This window comes from Janthinobacterium kumbetense, assembly GCF_023703445.1.
GTDB lineage: Bacteria > Pseudomonadota > Gammaproteobacteria > Burkholderiales > Burkholderiaceae_D > Janthinobacterium > Janthinobacterium kumbetense.
The window spans coordinates 1,630,358-1,648,976 of sequence record NZ_JAMQGR010000001.1; the positions used below are offsets into that span (position 1 = coordinate 1,630,358).

An 18,619-nucleotide genomic window follows, 5' to 3' on the forward strand; every position below is an offset into this window, starting at 1 on the left:
ATATGAAAATGAAACTGATAGGCGGCTTTGTCGCCGTGGCCGTGCTGGCCGCCGGCGCCGCTGGCGGCGCCATGTGGTACCTGGCCAAGCCGGTTGCCGGCCATGCCGAGGTGGCCGAAGCCAAGACCCCGCCGCCGGCCACAGGCAAGAAGGCGCGCAAGTTCCTCACGCTGGACAAGGTCATCGTGATGCTGCGGCGCGGCCCCGGCGAAGGCGAAACGCATTACCTGTCGGCCGACCTGGTGATCGCCACCACCGAAGAAAAGGAAAAGCTGACCAAGGACCACTTGCCGCTGATGCGTTCGATCGCCGTCAGCACCCTGTCGAGTTTCCCGATGGACAAGGCACAGACGATGACGGTGGAGCAATTTGCCGAACAGATCAACAAGGCCTTCAATGTCAGCTATGAACGCGAACAGATGGAAAAACCGTTCACCGAAGTCATGGTCGGCAAGCTGATCATTGAATAAGCCAACACGCCAGCCGACCTAGTGGGAGATCCCTTGGCCTATGTAGAGCAATACCAGGAAGCGTATGGCGCCGGCGAATATGCCGCCGCCAGCGCTTGCGCGGCAGTGCTCAGTGTTGCCGAAGAACAACAACATCTGGTGGCGTACTCCCCTTTGGTGAAACGCATCGTGCGCCAGCTCAATTCGCAGGTGTCGGGCGCCATCGACCGCGACGACATGGAACAGATCGGCCTGATGGGCTTGCTCGAGGCCTTGCGCCGCTACGGCGTGCCGGACCAGTCGTTCGGCAGCTATGCCAGCCTGCGCATCCGCGGCGCCATCCTCGATGAATTGCGGCGCCAGGACTGGCGTCCGCGCGCCGTGCGCCAGGAAAGCCACCGCCTGCGCGACAGCGTGCGCGCCCTGACCCGGCGCCTGGGGCGCGAGCCGCTGGAAGCGGAAATCATGGCGGCCCTGAAGCTGACGCCGGAAGCCTTCCAGGAGTACCAGCTGGCGGAAAACGCCGAGCTGATCGCCAGTTTTGATGAAGTGCTGCAGGAAAGCCTGGGACAAGCCGACAGCGCACCGAGCCCGGAAGAGCAATTGATGGTGCGGCGCAGCCTGGAACAGGCGCTGCGCACGCTGGACGAACGGGAACAGCGCGTGATCCAGATGTATTACGAATTCGAACTGAGCTATAAAGAAATTGCCGCCGTGCTAGACCTGAGCGACGCCCGCGTCTGCCAGTTGAACAAGACGGCGCTGGGCAAGATGAAAACCATGCTGCAAGACGCATAAGTTTCAGCACTATCCATCAAATTGACGCAGCACAATGACGCAGAAAGGCAGTTGACATGGTAATTATCGGTATCTTAATCGTGATGGGGTGTGTATTCGGAGGCTTCGCCCTGATGGGCGGCACCGTCCACGCGATCTGGCAACCGGTCGAGCTGATCATCATCATCGGCGCCGCCGTCGGCGCCCTGGTGCTGGGCAACCCCAAGCATGTACTCGGTGAAATGCTGCACCAGATGCGTAAGATCGTCACGCACAAGAAGCAAGGCTCGGAATTCCAGCGCCAGTTGCTGCTGCTGATGTATGAACTGCTGCAAACGGCCGCCGGCGGCCTGAAGGCGCTCGACGCCCACGTCGAGGCGCCGCGCGAAAGCGCCCTGTTCCAGCGCTATCCGCTGGTGCTGGAAGAGCCGAAGCTGCTCGCCTTCATCGTCGACAACTTCCGTTTGATGGCGATGGGCAAGATCAACGCGCATGAGCTGGAAGGCGTGCTGGAGCAGGAACTGGAAGCCATCCACGACGAATTGCTGCAACCGTCGAAATCCTTGCACAAGATCGCCGAAGCCATGCCCGGTTTCGGTATCCTGGCCGCCGTTCTGGGCATCGTGATGGCCATGAATTCCGTGGCCGACGGCGCCGATGCGGCGGAAATCTCGGAAAAAGTGGGCGCCGCCATGGTCGGTACCTTCATCGGCATCTTCTTCTGCTACGGCGTGCTCGATCCGATGTGCAACATGATGAAACAGCTGGTGGGCGAGGAAGGCTCGACCATGGAATGCGTGAAGGTCGTGCTGGTCACGCACGTGGCGGGCAAACCGCCCCTGCTGGCCATCGATGCGGGCCGCCGCCTGGTGCAGCTGAACATCAAGCCTAGCTTCGCCCAGCTGGAAAGCTGGATCAATGCGCTGGAAGATGGCGGCGCCGAACAAGAGCAAGGCCAAGGCCGGGGAGGCCGCCGTGCTAAAGCCGCATGAGAAACATGAACAGGCCATCATCAAGCGTGCCGGCCGCAAGCACGACGACGATGGCCATGGCGGCGCCTGGAAAGTAGCGTTCGCCGACTTTTGCCTGGCCCTGCTGTCGCTCTTCCTCGTGCTGTGGCTGATGGCCGCGCGCGAGCAGCAGGCGATGAAGGAAATCATGATGGATGCGTCGGCAGGCAGCCGCCAGGGCGAAGGCCAGGGCGTCATGCCGGAACAGAAAGGCGGCCCGCGCGGCAGCCTGATCGAGCGCTTCCCCATGCCCCGCAAGGGCACGGGCGACACGCGCACGGAAGGCAAGCAGATGCAGGACGGCAAGGCTGGCGCCGCACCGCAAAACCAGACCAAGGTCAGCTACCAGTCGCCGGAAGACTTGCTGAGCCTGTCGCGCGCGCTCGATAAGCTCAGCGATGAAGCGGGATTGAAGAGCAATTTGCAATCCGTGATCACGCCGTACGGCTTGCGCGTCATGCTGCACGACACGGACAAGCAAGGCATGTTCGTGCGCGGCAGCGCCGTGCCGACCGACCGTTTCCGCAAGTTGCTGCGCCAGATGGGCCCCGTGTTTGCGCAAATGGATAACCAGATGCTGATCGTCGGCCACACCGACTCGATGCAATACGCCAATACCGGCTATGAAGGCTTTTCGAACTGGACCCTGTCGGCCAACCGCGCCATGTCGGCGCGCGCGCAATTGTTGATCGGCAGCATGAGTCCGGACAGCGTGCTGCAAGTGGTCGGCATGGCCGACCGCGCGCCGCTGGACGTAAAAAACGCCAGCGCCGGCATCAACCGCCGCATCGAACTGTTAATATTGACGCGTGGCCAGGCTGACAGCATCGCCGCCATGTTCGGCATGGCCGGACAAAAGCCGCAGGGCGAAGAATTGCAAGTGGGCGAACCGGACTCGGGCACCTTGCAGCGCCTGCGCGAGAAACTGGGCTTGCCCGCAAAGAAGGAGCGGGATGAGCATGCAAATTAAGGGCAAGGGACAACGTATGAAAATCTCCTCCGGCAATACCGGCGCTGCCGTACGCAGCAGCGCCGTCGCGCCGGCCGAGGCGATCGCCGAGAACGCGGGCGCCGCCGGCGCCATGGGCGGCTCGTCGGCCGGGGCGGAACTGCAATCGGCCGTGCTGCAACCGGCCATGGCCGCCCTGCGCGCCATGCCCGAAATCGACCATGAGCGCGTGGCCATGCTGCGCGATGCGCTGGCCAAGGGCGAATTGCCGTTCGATCCGTCGAAACTGGCAGGCTTGATCCAGCGTTTCCACGGCGGCGAATCGTGACCGCGCCGCGCAAGGGCATCACGCGCCAGGAAGCCATGCGCCGCGTGCTGCAAGGCATGAAAGACGACAGCATCGGCTATGCCGCCCTGCAAACCGTGTTGGAAGAGCAATTCCAGGCGACCTTGCACCATCAGAGCGCGCAATTGACGGCACTGGCTGACCAGGTCATCGCCGCCGTCGAGCCCCTCGATGCGCGCCGCCGCCAGCGGGTCAGCCTCGTCACGGCCCTGCTGGGCCCGCAAGGCGATATGCCGCAATTGTTTGCGTTATTGCAAGATGACGCGCGCACCACCGCCGAGCGCGACTGGGCTGCGCTCGAGCAGATGGTGCTCGAATGCAAGCGCCTGAATGCCCGCAACAGCGATTTATTAACAGAGCAGTACAGCATCATGCAGCGCGTGCTGCATGGCGAGGAAGATACGTATGCGCCAGGCTGATTTTTCACAGATGGGCGCCATGGCCGCCACGCCGTCGACGATGGCGACGAATGCCGTGCAAAGCAATATGCACGCAACCCCTGCCACGGCAGGCGCCGGCAGTTTCAGCAGCGTGTTCCGGCAAGTACAGGGCGAAGTGGCCCGCTTCATCGAACAGGGCGGCGGCAACGCCACCAGCCTGAACCCGCAAGGCCGCGCCTACCTGGAACAGAGCCAGCCCGTCAATGTGCTGGGCAGCATCAACCAGGGCGGCGAGATCGGCGAAACGCAGCAGCAATTCCTCGCCTCGATCAAGCCATGGACGCACGAAACGGGCGCGCGCCTGGGCGTGGCGCCGGAAATCGTCGCCGCCCACGCGGCGCTGGAATCGGGCTGGGGCCAGCGTCCGCTGCGCCAGGGCACGGGCGCGGACACAAATAATCTGTTCGGCATCAAGGCCGGCGGCAAATGGCAAGGCGACGTGGCCAGCAATGTCACCACCGAATACGAGGCGGGCAGCGGCACGGCCCTGAAGAAAACGGAACGTTTCCGCAGTTATCCGGACCAGGCCAGCGCCTTCCGCGACTATGCGCAAGTATTGCTCGACAATCCACGCTACCGCGCCGCCCTGAACACGGGTAGCGACGCGGGCGCTTTCGCGCAAGGCCTCGCGCGCGGCGGCTATGCCACCGACCCCAACTACGCCGCCAAGCTGACCCAGCTGGCGACGCGTCTGCAGCGCACGGCCGCCGCCGAGTAGTTTCCTTAACGGCCGGGAAGTTCGGCCGGTTCCACCACGCCCGCATCGACCACCCTGGCACGTATCACCGTGCCGCTGGTGGCGTTGCGCACGCGAATCACCTCGCCCAGCGCGCCCGGATCCAGCGCTTCGCCGGCCATGCTCACCTCCACCTGCTCCTTGCGGGCCACGATATTCACCGCACTGCCCCGCTTGATCAACACGGGCGACGCCAGTTGCCCTTGCCGCAACACTTCGCCGGCACGCAAGCTGCGCCGGCTCGACAGGCCAACGGCGCCGGGCAAGGAGGAAATACTGTCCGGCACCATCGTCACATCGCGCCGCGCCAGGGTCACGTCGCCCGCCTGCAACGGCGTATTCGCCGTCACGGGGGCGCTCATCACCGCGACCTGGGCCGTAATGCTGCCGCGCGCCAGCATTTCATAGCGCCAACCGTTGCTTCCAGGACACACTGCCACGAAGCGCATGCGCTGCGCCGAACGGCTGTCCGCCGTTTCCAGCGCGACGGGCGCCGCGCACGCCGGCACGGGGCGCGTGCTTTTGACCACGGCCACTTGAAACTGCGGTTCCAGCAGTCCCGCCGAGGCTGCTTGCTGCACCAATTGCTCGCGCGCCAATTGTTCCACACGCGAAAATATATTGTCGGCTGGCAATTCTGCGCATCCTGCACTACTATATAGGCTGGTCAGTAAAAAGAGGCCCGGAAGCAGTATGTGACGACATTGCGCCTTGTTCCACATCACGGAATAGTTCTCAAAGTAAATCATTGCTAACCTTAATCAAAGATACTGAAGCGGCATGACCTTACCATGCGTCAACATGACCAGGCTGGGATTTTACCTCTGCACCACCTATTTTCTGGCCCGAACCGCAAAAAGCACGATCGAATTCAACACAAAGGATGACCATGGGGATTAATTTCAAGGATGCGCTGGGCGTGCACGCCGATGCACTCGCGCTGCGTGCCGACCGTACACGCGTACTGGCCGCCAACATCGCCAATGAAAACACGCCCGGCTTCCAGGCCATGGACATGGATTTCGGCAGCGCCCTGCAGCAGTTGCAGGACAACGAGGCGGGCCTGCTGTCGACCGATGACGATGCCAGCGCCCTGTACCGCGTCCCCTACCACCCTAGCCGCGACGGCAACACCGTCGAAATCGGCGTCGAGCAGGCGGCGTTCTCGCAGAATGCCACCGACTTCCAGACCAGCCTCACTTTCGTCAACATGAAACTGAAGGGTCTGTCCAAGGCCATTTCCGGACAATAAGGATCAGCATGAGCTTCCAGGACATTTCCAAGATCGCCGGTTCGGCGATGGCGGCGCAAACCGTGCGCCTCAATACCATCGCCAGCAACCTGGCCAATGCCGATTCCGTTGCCGGTTCCGAAGGCGAAACCTACCGCGCGCGCAAGCCCGTGTTTGCGGCCGTGATGGACGGCCCGGGCGCCAGCGGCGCCGGTGGAAGAGTACAGGTACTCGACGTGGTGCAAAGCGATGAGCCGCTGCGCAAGGTCTATGAACCGGGCCACCCGATGGCCAATGCCGATGGCATGGTGTTCTATCCCAACGTCAATCAGGTTGCCGAGATGACCGACATGATGTCGGCGTCGCGCGCGTTTGAAACAAATGTCGAAGTTCTGGGCCGCATCAAGTCGATGCAGCAATCGCTCCTCAAATTAGGTGAAGCATAATCCATGGAAACCAACCTCTTTACAAATAATACCAGCGGCAGCAATAGCAACAGCAATGCCGTCAAGTCGCAAAGCAATGCCACCCAGGATATGTTCACCAAGTTGCTGGTCGCGCAGATCAAGAACCAGGATCCCCTCGCGCCGACCGATCCGAGCCAGTTCGTCAATCAATTGACGCAGCAGGCGCAGACGGAAGCGATGCAAAACCTGTCGGCGCTGACCAGCGCCAATGCCAGCGTGCTGCAATCGATGCAAGTGCTGGCCCTGGGCGCGCAAGTGGGTTCGGAAGTCATGGTCAACACTGAAACGGTCCAGCTCGACAAGAGCAAGGTCAGCGGCACCATCGCGCTGGCCGCCAGCACCACCAAGACCACCGTGACCCTGAAAGGGCTGGACGACAAGGAATACAAGATCGAACTGGGCGCCAAGGCGCCCGGCACGGTGCCGTTCACCATCGATCCCGTGGCCTTGGGCTTGCCTGCCGGCACCTACAGCATGACGGTCAGCACCAGCGGCGCCGAAAAACCAACGGTCGACATTGCAGGCAAGCTCAACAGCGTGCGCCTGTCGTCCAGCGGCAGCATGATTTTGAGCGTGTCGAACCTGGGCGAAGTCAACCCTGGCGCGATCACCGGCTTTAACGGCAAGACGGCCTGATCCGCTCGCCCCTTCGTTTCCTGCACACTAATCTCGTCCTTCACTAAAGGAAGTCAACATGAGTTTCGACATCGCCCTGTCCGGTATCCAGTCCATCAACCAACAGTTGAACAGCACCAGTAACAATATCGCCAATGCCGGCACCTACGGTTTCAAGAGCAGCCGCGCCAACTTTTCGGCCATGTACGCCGGTTCGCGCGCCACGGGCACGGAAGTGGGCTCGATCACGCAAAGCATGTCGCTCAATGGCGGCGTGCTGAACACGGGCCGCGCGCTCGACGCAGCCATCGATGGCCGCGGCTACTTCGTCACGCGCGATGCGCAAAACACCATGACCTACAGCCGCGTCGGCATCTTTTCGGCCAGCAATGAGGGCAAGCTGATCGACTCGAACGGCCGCCTGGTGCAGGGTTATGCCGCCGTCAAGGGCAGCACCACCCTGGGCACCATGGGCGACATGAACATTCCGACGGGCCAGATTCCTGCCGTGGCATCGACCAAGCTGGCGTATGCCGCCAACATGTCGTCCGAATGGACCATCAAGACCCCGGCTTTCGACAAGACCAATGAATTGAGCTACAACAGCGCCAAGTCCTCGATCGTCTACGATTCGCTGGGCGCCAAGCACTCGGTGGGCCAGTACTTCGTCAAGACGGCAACGGGCGTGGACGTGCACTACACCCTCGACAACGCCGATCTGGGGACGGTGACGAGCATGACCTTCAACACTTCCGGCAAGCTGAACCTGACCGCGCCGGTCAACCTGGCGCTGGGCACGCCGGCAGGCGCCGCGCCGCTGTCGATCGCCATCGACTACACGGGCACCACCCAGTTCGCCGGCGAAGCGACCACCTCGACCGACCGCGCCGACGGCTATGCCTCGGGCACCTACACGGGCGTGGAACTGGCCGATGACGGCTCCGTCGTGGCGAAATACACAAACGGCCAGAAGCAAAGCATCGGCGTGATCGCCCTGGCCACCTTCCCCGACGAAGGCGCATTGACGGCCGTCAACGATACCAGCTGGGTCGCCTCGACCACGTCCGGCACCGCCATGTATGACCGTCCGGGCGTCGGCATGGCCGGCAAACTGACGACGAGCTCGCTGGAACAGTCGAACGTCGACATCACCTCCGAACTGGTGGGCCTGATGACGTCGCAGCGTAACTACCAGGCGAACTCGAAGGTCATCTCGACCGAGAACGCCATGCTGCAATCGCTGATGCAAGCGCTGTAATCCACGATACGCAAAGGTAAAGAGCAATGGATGCGCTGATTTATACCGCCATGAGCGGGGCCGACCGTGCCCTGCGGGCACAGCAGGTACACGCCAACAACCTGGCCAACATCGAGACGGGCGGCTTTCGCGCCAACCTGGAAGTGTCCACTGCCCAGCCGTTGCAAAACGGCTATGGCTACGACGACCGCCACATGACGCAGACGCAGTCGAGCGCCGTCGGCACGCGCACGGGCGCCATCAAGGAAACGGGACGCGAACTCGACGTGGCCGTCACGGGCCCCGGCTTTCTTGCGGTGCAGTGGCAAAACGGCGAAGCCTACACGCGCGCCGGCGCCATGGATCTCGATGAAACGGGTGCGCTGACCATCAATGGCCGGCCCGTGCTGGGCGAAGGCGGCCCGATCACGATTCCCGAGCACACCAGCCTGTCGATCGGCAGCGATGGCACGATTTCCATCCAGGTGCCGGGCACCGCGCAAATGCAGACGGTCGACAAGCTCAAGCTGGTCAACGCCGAAGCGGGCGAGCTGACCAAGAACGAGGCGGGCCTGATCGTGGCGCGCAGCGGCGAAGACTTGCAGGCCGATCCGGCGGTACGCATCCGCGACCGCCACCTGGAAGGCAGCAACGTCTCGGCCGTCGAGGAAATGGTCGCCACCATGAGCCTGAACCGCAGTTTCGAGATGCAGATGAAAGTATTCAAGGCCAGCGATTCCATGACGGAATCGGGCAACCGCCTGCTGGGCGCTTGAGCCCCACGCCAATCTATTACTAGGAGCAACACATGAATCCAGCAATGTGGATCAGCAAGACCGGCGTGCAGGCACAAGATGCCAAACTGCAAGCCATCGCGAATAACCTGGCCAACGTCAACACCGTCGGTTTCAAGCGCGACCGCGTCGTCTTCGAAGACCTGTTTTACCAGGTCGAGCAGCAGCCGGGCACGCAGCGCGCCGACAACACCCTCTCGCCTTCGGGCGTACAGCTGGGTAACGGCACGCACATGGTCGGCACGCAAAAGGTGTTTACCACCGGCAGCCTGCAAACGACGAGCCGCGAATTCGACGTCGCCATCACCGGCAACGGCTTCCTGCAGGTGCTGCGCCCGAACGGCGAAGCGGCCTACACGCGCGCCGGCCAGCTGGGCATCAATGAAAACGGCGTGATGGTCAACGCCCAGGGCCTGCCCCTGGTGCCGCAGATCACCGTGCCGAACAACGCCACGGCCATCACCATCGGCGAAAACGGCATGGTCACGGCCACCGTCCCGGGCAATGTCAACGGCACCCAGCTGGGCCAGCTGAACCTTTCCAGCTTCGTCAACCCGACGGGCCTCTTGGCACTCGGTGAAAACCTGTTCCAGGAAACGGCATCGAGCGGCACGCCGACGGAGGGCCGTCCCGGCGAAGGCGCCCTGGGCAAGCTGAAGCAGTTCGCGCTGGAAGGCTCGAACGTGCAGGTGGTCGAAGAGATGGTCGACATGATCGCTGCCCAGCGCACCTATGAAATGAACACCAAGGTGCTGTCGGCCGCCGACAATATGCTGCAATACCTGGCGCAAGCGGCACGCTGATGACAGTCGCCATGAAAGCCACGGCAGCCATGCTGCTGGTATTGATGGCCGGTTGCGCCAGCCAGCCGGCCGCGCCGGTGGCACCGAGCTTTTCCGATACGCCGCTGCCCGTGGCGCCGCGCAGCGCTGCGCGCGGCGGCGTGGCCGGCGGCGTGTTCAATCCCGACGCAAGCCTGGACCTGATCTCGGACAGCCGCGCTTTCCGCGTCGGCGACGTCGTCACGGTGGCGCTGCAGGAAACCACGCAGGCCAGCAAGAAGGCGGGCACCTCGTTCAACAAGGGCTCGTCCGTCGGCGTGAAGGCGGCCAATATCCTCGGCAAGACCCTGCCCAAGACGGGCGTCGACCTGTCGGCCGACCGCAACTTCGCCGGCGACTCGACCAGTACGCAGCAAAATGCGCTGTCCGGCGCCATCACCGTGATCGTGCAGGAAGTCCTGCCGAACGGCTTGCTGCGCGTACAGGGCGAAAAAACCCTGACCCTGAACCAGGGCGAGGAATTCGTGCGCCTGCGCGGCTACCTGCGCGCGGCCGACATCGATTCCAGCAACCAGGTCTCGTCCTTGCGCATTGCCAATGCACAGATCGCCTATTCCGGCCAGGGCACCCTGGCCGAAGCCAATACACCAGGCTGGCTGACGCGCTTCTTCGTCGGCCCATGGATGCCGTTTTAAGGTGACCTCATGAAATTTCGTTCCGCCCTGCCCCTGGCAGCCATGCTGGCCGCGCTCTCCGGCTTTGCCCTGCCCGCCAGCGCCGCGCAAGTGCTGCGCAACCTGGTCAGTATCGAGGGCGTGCGCGACAACCCGCTGGTCGGCTACGGCCTCGTCGTGGGCCTGAACGGCAGCGGCGACACCACCCAGGTGAAGTTTTCCAGCCAGTCCGTGGTCAACATGCTCAAGCAGTTCGGCGTGAAGATGCCGGACGGCGCCGAAGCGAAAAGCAAGAACGTCGCCACCGTCATGGTCAGCGCCGTGTTTCCCCCAGGATACCGCCGTGGCCAGGCCATCGACGTCACCGTGTCGTCCTTGGGCGATGCGAAAAGCTTGCGCGGCGGCACCCTGCTCCTGACGCAATTGCGCGCGGCCGACAATGAAACGTATGCGCTGGCGCAAGGCAACGTCGTCGTCGGCGGCCTGAACGCCACCGGCAAGAGCGGCTCGTCCGTCACCGTCAACACGCCCACCTCGGGACGCATTCCCAACGGCGCCAACATCGAGCGCGAGATCCTCAGCGATTTCTCGACCAAGCCGACCGTCACCCTGAACTTGCGCCACCCGCATTTCGAGACGGCCATCAATATCGTCGAAGCCGTCAACCGCCGCTTTGGCGCCGTCGCCACCACGCGCGACGCCACCAGCGTGGAAGTGCTGGCGCCGGAAAACCCGACCCAGCGCGTGGCCTTCATGGCCAAGCTGGAAGCCTTGAGCGTCGACGTCGGCGTCGATACGCCGAAAGTGGTCTTCAATTCGCGCACGGGCACCGTCGTCATCGCCGAAGGCTTGCGCGTGAAGGCGGCCGCCGTCACGCACGGCTCGCTCAAGGTCGTCATTTCCGAAAGCTCGGCCGTCAGCCAGCCGGCGCCGTTCGGCCGCGGCCAGACCACCGTCACGCCGCAATCGAAGGTGTCCGTCGACCAGGGCAACGGCAATATGTTCAAATGGCCGGCCGGCGCCAAGCTGCAATCGATCATCGACGTGGTCAACAGCCTGGGTGCGTCGCCCGATGACATCATGGCAATTTTACAAGCCCTCGACCAGGCGGGAGCCATCGAAGGCGAACTGGTGGTCATATGATGAATATCAACGACAGCAGCAGCGCCCTGCCCTCGGCGCTCGACGACCGCTCCCCTGCGGCCGCCACGCCGGCCGACCCGCGCTATGCGGCCAAGGCCACCGAGGCGGCCGTCAAGTTCGAAGCGTTCTTCATCTCGCACATGCTGCGCCAGATGCGTTCGGGCACGCGCGAGATGGCGGGCGAAGACAGCGTCTTCAAGGACCCCATCAACAGCGACATGCTGGAAATGGCCGACAACCTGGTGGCCGACAAGATGGCCGGCCAGCGCGCCTTCGGCATCGCCGACGCCATCCTGCGCCAGCTGCTGCCGGCGGCCGGCGCCCCCGTGGCCGCCAAAAGCACTGTCAATACCGACAATATTGCGGCACCGCTTAATAAATCCGTCTGAAGCGTCGCCTGTACAAGGTAACAACGATTCAATGCTTGCCCACCCGCACGCGCCACACTCTTCACGAAAGAAACTTGCCCAATGAGCATCATCAGCAATGCATTGTCAGGCAGCATCGCCGCCCAGGCCGCACTCAATGCGGCCAGCCAGAACATCGCCAACCTGCAAACGGCGGGCTACACGCGCCAGGGTGTGTTGCTGTCATCGCTGGGCGCCACCGCCGGCGTACGCTCGGCCGGCAATGGCGTGGAAGTGTCCGCCTTGCTGCGCTTTGCCGATGCATATAAAAGCCAGCAAATGTGGCGCGCCGCGTCCGACCAGGGCGCCCGTTCGCAGACCCAGCCTTACCTGACCCAGCTCGAGCGCGTGATGGGCGACGATGCTTCCAGCATCAGCAACGGCATCGACGGCTTTTTCGCCGCCCTCAACGCCTCGGCCGTCGACCCGACGTCGACACCGCTGCGCCAGCAGATCATCACCTCCGCCGACTCCATGGCGCAGCGCTTCAACAGCATCAGCACCGTGATGGGCAACCAATTGCTGTCGTTGCAACAGCAACGCGCAGCGATCGTGCCGCAAGCCAATACCACCCTGGCCAATATCGCCGCGCTGAACCAGCGCATCAGCACCGCCACGGCCTCGGGCACAAACGTGTCCTCGCTGATGGATGCGCGCGACCAGCTGATCGACGGCCTGGCTTCGCAAATGGGCATCGACGTCCTCGACCAGCCGGACGGCTCGCGCAATATCGCGCTGAAGTCGGGCCAGCCGCTGGTCATCGGCAGCCTGGCCGGCACCTTGACCAGCAGCATGACGAACACGGGCGACCAGGTCCTGAGCCTCGATTTCGCCAAGTCGTCGTACAACCTCGATCTGGTGGCCATCGGCGGCCAGATGGGTGGCCTGGGCGAATTCGAGAAAAATACCCTGAAACCGCTGCAGCAATCGCTGCAAGACATGGCCACCCAGCTGACCAGCAAGGTCAACGCGCAACTGGCCCTGGGCAAGACCATGGCTGGCACATCCGGCGGTCCCCTGCTGGCCTACGCGAATGGCAAGCTGAGCATTACCCCCGGCTTCAACGCCAAGGACCTGGCCCTGTCGTTGACAGGTGCGGCCGGCGACAGCGGCAATTTGCAGGAATTGATCAATATCAAGAATCAACCGATCAGCGTCAGCTGGGTGGGTTCGGTCCTGATGAGCGATGCGGACACGCAGCTCGTCGGCAAGCTGGCCATCTACAGCCAGCAGAACCAGGCCCTGCTGAAGACTTCCAACACGGTGCGCGCGCAAGCCATCGACGACTGGAAGTCGACCAGCGGCGTGAACAAGGACGAGGAAGCGATGAACCTCGTCGAATTCCAGAATATGTACCAGGCAAACATGAAAGTCATTTCCGTGGCGAATACCTTGTTTGATGCCACTTTGCAAATGATGGGTTAAGGAGAAGATCATGCGTGTCGCCAGCAGCCAGTACCAATCACTGATTAATATTTCTCTTCAGCAAAATCAAGAGCGCATCAATTACCTGACCCAGCAGATGGCCTCGGGCTTGCGCATCCAGCTGCCATCGGACGATCCGATCGGCAACGTGCGCATTTCGCGCCTGACGCGCGAGCAAGCCATGGTCACGCAATACCAGGACAATATCGCCACGGTGAAAGTGCGCCTGCTGAAAAACGAAAACTATCTGACCAGCATGGTCACCGACATGGGCCAGGCGCGCGACCTGCTGGTATGGGCCGCCGACGGCGGCAATGCGCCGGACGACCTGAATGCGATGACGCAATCGCTGATCGCCATGCGCGACAGCGTGCTGTACACGGCCAACCTGAAGGACCAGGAAGGCCGCTACATGTTTTCCGGCACGGATACCGACAAGCCGGCCATCGCGTTCAATCCCGCTGCGGCTCCCGGCTTGCGCTACACGTACAACGGCAACACCGCCACGCAGACCGTGGTGGTGGGCAATGGCGTGACGCAGGCGGCCAACGTCGACGTGGACAAGCTGGAAGTGTGGCTGAACAAGATCGACCAGGCCATCGATACGCTGGGCAAGCCTGGCGTCAGCCCGAACGACCCGGCCGTGCGCAGCGTGGTGGGCGCGGCGCTCGATGGCACCGATGACGGCATGGATTTACTCTCTGGCAAGATCGCCATCTTTGGCGGCGCGCAAAACATCCTGACCACGCTCTCCGGCAACCTGGCCAACGTCTCGTTGTCGAACGACATGGCCTTGTCCGACTTGAAGAAGACCGACATGGGCGCGGCCGCCATCGAGCTGAACGGCTACCAGACGGCCCTGCAGGCAACATACAAGGCGTACGCCAAGGTTGGCACCCTTTCCCTGTTTGATCTTCTCTGACCATCATGCAAATCGTTCAGACTTCCTCCTCGTCCGGCGTCAATGCCAAAGGCGCCGGCACAGCCCGCGTCGTCGATGACGCGTCCGCCGCGGTCAAAAGCGGCGCCAGCGCGCGCAGCGAGGCGCCGGCGGCGAGGAGTTCGACGGCGAGCCTGCAGCGTGGCCTGAGCAACTGGGATCACCAGCTGCAGGGAGAAATTTCTAACGCGCAACAAACCCTCGACTACCTGGACCGCAGCAGCAGCCAGTTGCAAGCGCTGAAGAGCGAACTGGCGGCCAAGCTGGCCGCGCGCCAGGGCCGCGAAGGACAAGTCGAGGCCAGGGTACGCCAGTTCAGCAATACCTGGCGCCAGCGCGCCAGCGCCTCGGGCGGCACGCTCGACGCGCAGCTCAGCTATACCAGCCCGCAGGCGGCGCAACAGAACTTCAGCATCCGCGGCCTGACCATGGCCAGCCTGCAGGAAGGCCCGCAGGAAGTGCTGGCCTTTTCCGTCGGCGGCGCGAACCAGGCCTTGCGCTCGGTCAACATCGAACCTGGCTTGAGCCAGAGCGAAATCGTTTCCCGCTTCGACCGCGCACTGATGCCGTCCGGCATCGGCGTCAAGCTGGGCGAGAACGGCGAACTGGTGTTCAGCACCTCGGAAGCGGCCTGGGCCAACGTGCGCGACAGCCTGTCCGTGCGCGGCAGCGGCATCCGCTACCCGACCGGCCAGATGAGCCGCGTGCGCACGGATGCGGAACCGGCCGCCATCGCCCCGGAAGAATGGAATACCGGCGACACGGAAGCCCTTCGCGCTACCTTGCAGCAAGTGGTGCAGGCGCTGGCGCAGTTGCAGGCGGCCCGCAGCTCCGTCAGCCTGGCCCTGGCGCAAGCGACGGGACGGGTGGCCCGCGCGCAGCCGGTACAAGTGCACGTCAGCATGGATACCTTGGCGGAAAACTTCATGGAAAAGGCCCGCCAGCCCGGCTATGAATCGCTGCTGGCGATCAGCTCCGCGCTGGTCGGCATCAGCCGCGAACGCGTCGTCGCGCTGCTGGGCCTGGATTAAAAACGCCGGCCCGCGGCCAGCATTGCACTCAGCTGCTCCACAGGCACCGCGCCTGAAAATACATAACCCTGCGCATAATCGCAACCGGCGGCCCGCAGCAACTCACGCTGCGCGGCCGTTTCTACCCCTTCCGCCACCACTTTCAGGCCCAGCCCCTGCGCCAGGCTGATGATGGCCGCGCAGACGGCCGGCGCCGCGCCTCCCGCCCCCAGTTCCCGTACCAGCGAAGGGTCGAGCTTGAGTACCTCGAGATCGCCCCGCTTCAGGCAAGCCAGCGAAGTGTTGCCGGCGCCAAAGTCGTCGAGCGCCAGCGCCAGGCCCATGGCGCGGAACTGGCGCAGACGGTCGGCCACCGGGCGCGTCTCGTCGAGCAGCACGGCTTCCGTTGCCTCGATGATAATGGCGCCCGGCGCCAGGCCGGCCCGCGCCAGCGCATTGCCCCAGTCCTGGTAGAGCGCGGCATCGCAGCGAAATTCCACGGCCGACTTGTTGATACAGATCTGAAACACGGCGCCATGCGCTGCTTGCCACTGCCGCGCCTGGCTTACGACCTGGCGGAAGACCCACTCGCCGATATCGATGATCAGGCCGTTGGCCTCGGCAAAGGCGATGAAATCGGCGGGCAGCAGCAAGCCGCGCAGCGGATGGCGCCAGCGCAGCAGCGCCTCGGCCCGCTCGATGCTGCCATCGCACAGGCGGATGATGGGCTGGTAATGCACTTCGAACTGATCCTGCGCCAGCGCCAGGCGCATCTCGCGCACCGTCGCGCGGCGCAGGTCGGCCGCCTGCTGCAAGGCCGGCGTGAAGTAGCTGTAGCCGTTGCGCCCCGCGCTCTTGGCCGCATACATGGCCTGGTCGGCATGCCGCAGCAAGCTGTCCGTGGACTCCGCGTCGGCCGGATACAGCGCCACGCCCACACTGGCCGACACGTGCGCCGTGTCGCCATCGAGCACGAAAGGCAGGGCCAGCGCCGTCGTCAGCTCCTGCAGCACGCGCTCGATGCCGCCCAGCTGCCGCACGCCGGCCAGGATGACGGCAAATTCGTCGCCGCCCAGGCGCGCGACCGTATCGCTGGCGCGCACGCGCTCGCAGATGCGCAGCGCCGCCTGGCGCAGCAGCATGTCGCCCTTCTCCTGGCCGAGGCGGTCATTCACCAGCTTGAAATGGTCGAGGTCGATGAACAGCAAGGCCAGGCAACCGCCTTCGCGGCTGGCGTGGCGCACCTCGTGCTGCAAGCGGTCGAGCAACAGGTGGCGGTTCGGCAAGCCCGTCAAGGGGTCGAAATTGGCTTGCCGCCAGAGGCGCTCGGACGCCGTGCGCTGCAGCGTGATATCGCTGACCAGCGCCAGCGCGCCCAGGTAGGCGCCGCCGGAGTCGAAGATGGGATTGGTGGCCAGGGTGGCCCACAAGGTGCTGCCGTCACGCCGCAGGAACTTGAATTCGTGGCGCTCGACGATGCCATCCTGGCGCCGCGCAATGTTACGCTCCAGGATGGCGCGCCCCTCGTCATCCATGAAGGCGGCCAGCGGCTGGCCCAGCATATCCTCGATCTGGCAACCGAGCATCTGCGCCATCTTCGGATTGACAAAGCTGGTCAGCGCCTGCGCATCGATTTCCCAGATGCCCTCTTCGGCGCTGTGCACGATGCGCCGGAAACGCTCTTCGCTGCGTTCCAGCGCGGCCAGCTTGCCTTCGGCCTGCTCCAGCACCAGGCGCAGCGCCTGGCCGTTCGGATCGGCGCTGCCCAGCAGGCTGACGGGCAAGCCGGCCTCGCGCGCGCCGGGACGCCGCCGCACCTGCAACTGGATGCGTTCGGGCTCGCTGCTATTGAGCACGCGCTGCACGAATTGCTCGAAATCGTGGCGGAACGCCTCGTGCACATACGAACGGAACAGCACGTGGCCAAGGCGCTCGCGCACCAGGCCGAACAATTCGGCCGCCACCAGGTTGACTTGCACGATCACGCCATCGAGACCGAGCACGAAATAGGCGACGGGCGCCAGCAGGTATAAATCGTTGAAATAGGCTTGCTCGCGCTCGGCCTTCACCCGTTCCGGACTGAAGACGCCATCGTCAAGCAAGGGAGTGGCCGGCCACGACACGGGGTCCTGGCCATGCAGGGAGGAATCAGGAGCTGAGACCGCATGCGGTGTATTGTCCATGGCTATCCTTTGCACCACCGCCCAGGCGATCAGGCGGATGCTGTCCCGAGACTAGCATGCGCAAGGCTCAGTGTCGAGCGATGCATGGCGCCAGCCGGCGCGGCGGCCGCCAGGACGGCTAGGCGCGCGGCGACGCTGGGCGCGAGCGGGCGTGCGTGAGCGCGTGCATGCCTGTACGCAAGGCAAGCAGGCAGGCATCGCCGAATAGCGCCGCGCCGCCGTTGATGCGCCGGCGCAATATCCGTGCCGCCATCCGGTAGCGGCCGGAGCGGTACAGCTGCTTGATCAGCCCGCGCGCGGTTGGCGCATGCATTATGGCATCGTCGCACTTGCGCAGGTAATCGGTCAGTTCCGTGTCGTCCAGCACTTCGCCAAAGTTGAAAAAACCATGGAAACCGAACGTGGGACCGGCCGGCATGATGCCTTCGAAAGCAAAGCTGGAGGCCAGGCCCGCATCGGCGAAACGCACGCCGAACTCCTCGCGCAGCCGGTCGCCATGCAATTCGCAGATCGCATAATCCTCAGGATGGGGTTGCGTGATGGCCAGCTGCGGCAAGATGTCATACAGGCGCCGCGAACGCAGCGAGAAGCCGCCATTGCCGACGGCTACCGGGCGATGCGACCACGGTGCGCCGATATAATCGCAGTCGAGGAAAGCGCTCTGCCATTGACGCGCATCAACGATGAAACTGTCCCACTGCATGACGAGCGCATGCGTGCCGCTGAAATGGGCGCCCAGCTCATGCACCATGAATGCCGAATACGCTTCCACGCTCTCGATGGGGGCGATCAGCACCTGGCGTATGTGCGGGGGCAAGTCATGCAGGCGGGAAGTGAACAGCAGGCATTCCTTGAAATCGGCGCCGGCCAGGCAGCGCTCGATGGCAAAACTGGCCAGCTCGGGATAACGCGTTTCCACGCACACCAGGCTGATGTCGCGGAGGTCCAGCTTGTCTTTATGCATTACAGGCTTTTCATCGAATGTAGGCGGAAGGCATGCCAGG

At 63.4% G+C, this 18,619-nt stretch carries 22 protein-coding genes; 19 read left to right on the forward strand and 3 right to left on the reverse strand.

Annotation, left to right across the window (positions count from 1 at the left end; genetic code table 11):
• Nucleotides 1–2: 2 nt before the first annotated feature.
• The 7 genes from NCG91_RS07110 to NCG91_RS07140 are packed head-to-tail and all read left to right on the forward strand — an operon-like array spanning nucleotide 3 to nucleotide 4,689.
• Nucleotides 3–470 carry a flagellar basal body-associated FliL family protein gene (locus NCG91_RS07110; protein ID WP_251349230.1) on the forward strand — a complete coding sequence of 156 codons (468 nt, stop codon included), beginning with the start codon at nucleotides 3–5 and terminating at the stop codon, nucleotides 468–470.
• Nucleotides 471–503: 33 nt separating this feature from the next.
• On the forward strand, nucleotides 504–1,247 hold the full coding sequence (locus NCG91_RS07115; RefSeq protein WP_077403148.1) for a FliA/WhiG family RNA polymerase sigma factor: 744 nt from the start codon (nucleotides 504–506) through the stop codon (nucleotides 1,245–1,247).
• A gap of 56 nt (nucleotides 1,248–1,303) precedes the next feature.
• Nucleotides 1,304–2,218, forward strand: coding sequence for a flagellar motor stator protein MotA (gene motA / locus NCG91_RS07120; protein ID WP_034757817.1), 915 nt, complete (start codon nucleotides 1,304–1,306; stop codon nucleotides 2,216–2,218).
• Complete coding sequence (locus NCG91_RS07125; protein ID WP_099664387.1) at nucleotides 2,145–3,206, forward strand: flagellar motor protein MotB; 1,062 nt, start codon at nucleotides 2,145–2,147, stop codon at nucleotides 3,204–3,206. Before motA ends, NCG91_RS07125 begins: the two co-directional genes overlap by 74 nt.
• Nucleotides 3,207–3,222: 16 nt before the next feature.
• Nucleotides 3,223–3,513 carry a flagellar biosynthesis anti-sigma factor FlgM gene (gene flgM / locus NCG91_RS07130; RefSeq protein ID WP_034757812.1) on the forward strand — a complete coding sequence of 97 codons (291 nt, stop codon included), beginning with the start codon at nucleotides 3,223–3,225 and terminating at the stop codon, nucleotides 3,511–3,513.
• Complete coding sequence (gene flgN, locus NCG91_RS07135) at nucleotides 3,510–3,950, forward strand: flagellar export chaperone FlgN (RefSeq protein ID WP_099664388.1); 441 nt, start codon at nucleotides 3,510–3,512, stop codon at nucleotides 3,948–3,950. The genes flgM and flgN overlap by 4 nt, the downstream gene beginning before the upstream one ends.
• The gene (locus NCG91_RS07140; protein ID WP_251349172.1) at nucleotides 3,937–4,689 is read left to right on the forward strand and encodes a glycoside hydrolase family 73 protein; all 753 of its coding nucleotides are present in this window, start codon (nucleotides 3,937–3,939) and stop codon (nucleotides 4,687–4,689) included. Before flgN ends, NCG91_RS07140 begins: the two co-directional genes overlap by 14 nt.
• 5 nt (nucleotides 4,690–4,694) lie before the next feature.
• Here NCG91_RS07140 and flgA read toward each other — a convergent pair whose 3' ends face one another.
• A complete protein-coding gene (flgA, locus tag NCG91_RS07145) occupies nucleotides 4,695–5,342 on the reverse strand; it encodes a flagellar basal body P-ring formation chaperone FlgA (protein ID WP_251349173.1) in 648 nt (215 codons plus the stop codon).
• 254 nt (nucleotides 5,343–5,596) lie between these two features.
• Between flgA and flgB the strand changes: the two genes are divergently transcribed.
• The 12 genes from flgB to NCG91_RS07205 all read left to right on the forward strand — a co-directional run bounded on the left by flgB (nucleotide 5,597) and on the right by NCG91_RS07205 (nucleotide 15,453).
• The gene (flgB, locus tag NCG91_RS07150; RefSeq protein ID WP_034758109.1) at nucleotides 5,597–5,959 is read left to right on the forward strand and encodes a flagellar basal body rod protein FlgB; all 363 of its coding nucleotides are present in this window, start codon (nucleotides 5,597–5,599) and stop codon (nucleotides 5,957–5,959) included.
• A gap of 8 nt (nucleotides 5,960–5,967) precedes the next feature.
• Nucleotides 5,968–6,384 (forward strand): flagellar basal body rod protein FlgC, encoded by a 417-nt coding sequence (gene flgC / locus NCG91_RS07155; RefSeq protein ID WP_034757795.1) that lies wholly within the window; start codon nucleotides 5,968–5,970, stop codon nucleotides 6,382–6,384.
• Between the two features lie 3 nt (nucleotides 6,385–6,387).
• Nucleotides 6,388–7,041 carry a flagellar hook capping FlgD N-terminal domain-containing protein gene (locus NCG91_RS07160; protein WP_099664390.1) on the forward strand — a complete coding sequence of 218 codons (654 nt, stop codon included), beginning with the start codon at nucleotides 6,388–6,390 and terminating at the stop codon, nucleotides 7,039–7,041.
• A 58-nt stretch (nucleotides 7,042–7,099) separates the two neighbouring features.
• Nucleotides 7,100–8,278, forward strand: coding sequence for a flagellar hook protein FlgE (locus NCG91_RS07165; RefSeq protein WP_251349174.1), 1,179 nt, complete (start codon nucleotides 7,100–7,102; stop codon nucleotides 8,276–8,278).
• A gap of 26 nt (nucleotides 8,279–8,304) precedes the next feature.
• On the forward strand, nucleotides 8,305–9,033 hold the full coding sequence (locus tag NCG91_RS07170; RefSeq protein ID WP_099664392.1) for a flagellar basal body rod protein FlgF: 729 nt from the start codon (nucleotides 8,305–8,307) through the stop codon (nucleotides 9,031–9,033).
• Nucleotides 9,034–9,065: 32 nt separating this feature from the next.
• Nucleotides 9,066–9,854 (forward strand): flagellar basal-body rod protein FlgG, encoded by a 789-nt coding sequence (flgG, locus tag NCG91_RS07175; RefSeq protein WP_171985002.1) that lies wholly within the window; start codon nucleotides 9,066–9,068, stop codon nucleotides 9,852–9,854.
• Between the two features lie 11 nt (nucleotides 9,855–9,865).
• Nucleotides 9,866–10,528, forward strand: a complete 663-nt coding sequence (gene flgH, locus NCG91_RS07180; protein ID WP_180278556.1) for a flagellar basal body L-ring protein FlgH — start codon at nucleotides 9,866–9,868, stop codon at nucleotides 10,526–10,528.
• Between the two features lie 9 nt (nucleotides 10,529–10,537).
• Complete coding sequence (locus tag NCG91_RS07185) at nucleotides 10,538–11,650, forward strand: flagellar basal body P-ring protein FlgI (RefSeq protein ID WP_070219890.1); 1,113 nt, start codon at nucleotides 10,538–10,540, stop codon at nucleotides 11,648–11,650.
• Nucleotides 11,647–12,039, forward strand: coding sequence for a flagellar biosynthesis protein FlgJ (locus tag NCG91_RS07190; RefSeq protein WP_369812162.1), 393 nt, complete (start codon nucleotides 11,647–11,649; stop codon nucleotides 12,037–12,039). The genes NCG91_RS07185 and NCG91_RS07190 overlap by 4 nt, the downstream gene beginning before the upstream one ends.
• An 81-nt stretch (nucleotides 12,040–12,120) precedes the next feature.
• Complete coding sequence (flgK, locus tag NCG91_RS07195; protein ID WP_099664394.1) at nucleotides 12,121–13,482, forward strand: flagellar hook-associated protein FlgK; 1,362 nt, start codon at nucleotides 12,121–12,123, stop codon at nucleotides 13,480–13,482.
• 10 nt (nucleotides 13,483–13,492) lie between these two features.
• Nucleotides 13,493–14,404: a flagellar hook-associated protein FlgL gene (gene flgL / locus NCG91_RS07200; protein ID WP_077403114.1), complete on the forward strand. Its 912-nt coding sequence runs from the start codon at nucleotides 13,493–13,495 to the stop codon at nucleotides 14,402–14,404.
• Between the two features lie 5 nt (nucleotides 14,405–14,409).
• Nucleotides 14,410–15,453 carry a hypothetical protein gene (locus tag NCG91_RS07205; protein ID WP_251349175.1) on the forward strand — a complete coding sequence of 348 codons (1,044 nt, stop codon included), beginning with the start codon at nucleotides 14,410–14,412 and terminating at the stop codon, nucleotides 15,451–15,453.
• Here the strand turns inward: NCG91_RS07205 and NCG91_RS07210 are convergent.
• Complete coding sequence (locus tag NCG91_RS07210; protein ID WP_251349176.1) at nucleotides 15,450–17,615, reverse strand: putative bifunctional diguanylate cyclase/phosphodiesterase; 2,166 nt, start codon at nucleotides 17,613–17,615, stop codon at nucleotides 15,450–15,452. The genes NCG91_RS07205 and NCG91_RS07210 overlap by 4 nt on opposite strands.
• 118 nt (nucleotides 17,616–17,733) lie before the next feature.
• Nucleotides 17,734–18,579: a DUF5672 family protein gene (locus NCG91_RS07215; protein WP_251349177.1), complete on the reverse strand. Its 846-nt coding sequence runs from the start codon at nucleotides 18,577–18,579 to the stop codon at nucleotides 17,734–17,736.
• Nucleotides 18,580–18,619: the final 40 nt, after the last annotated feature.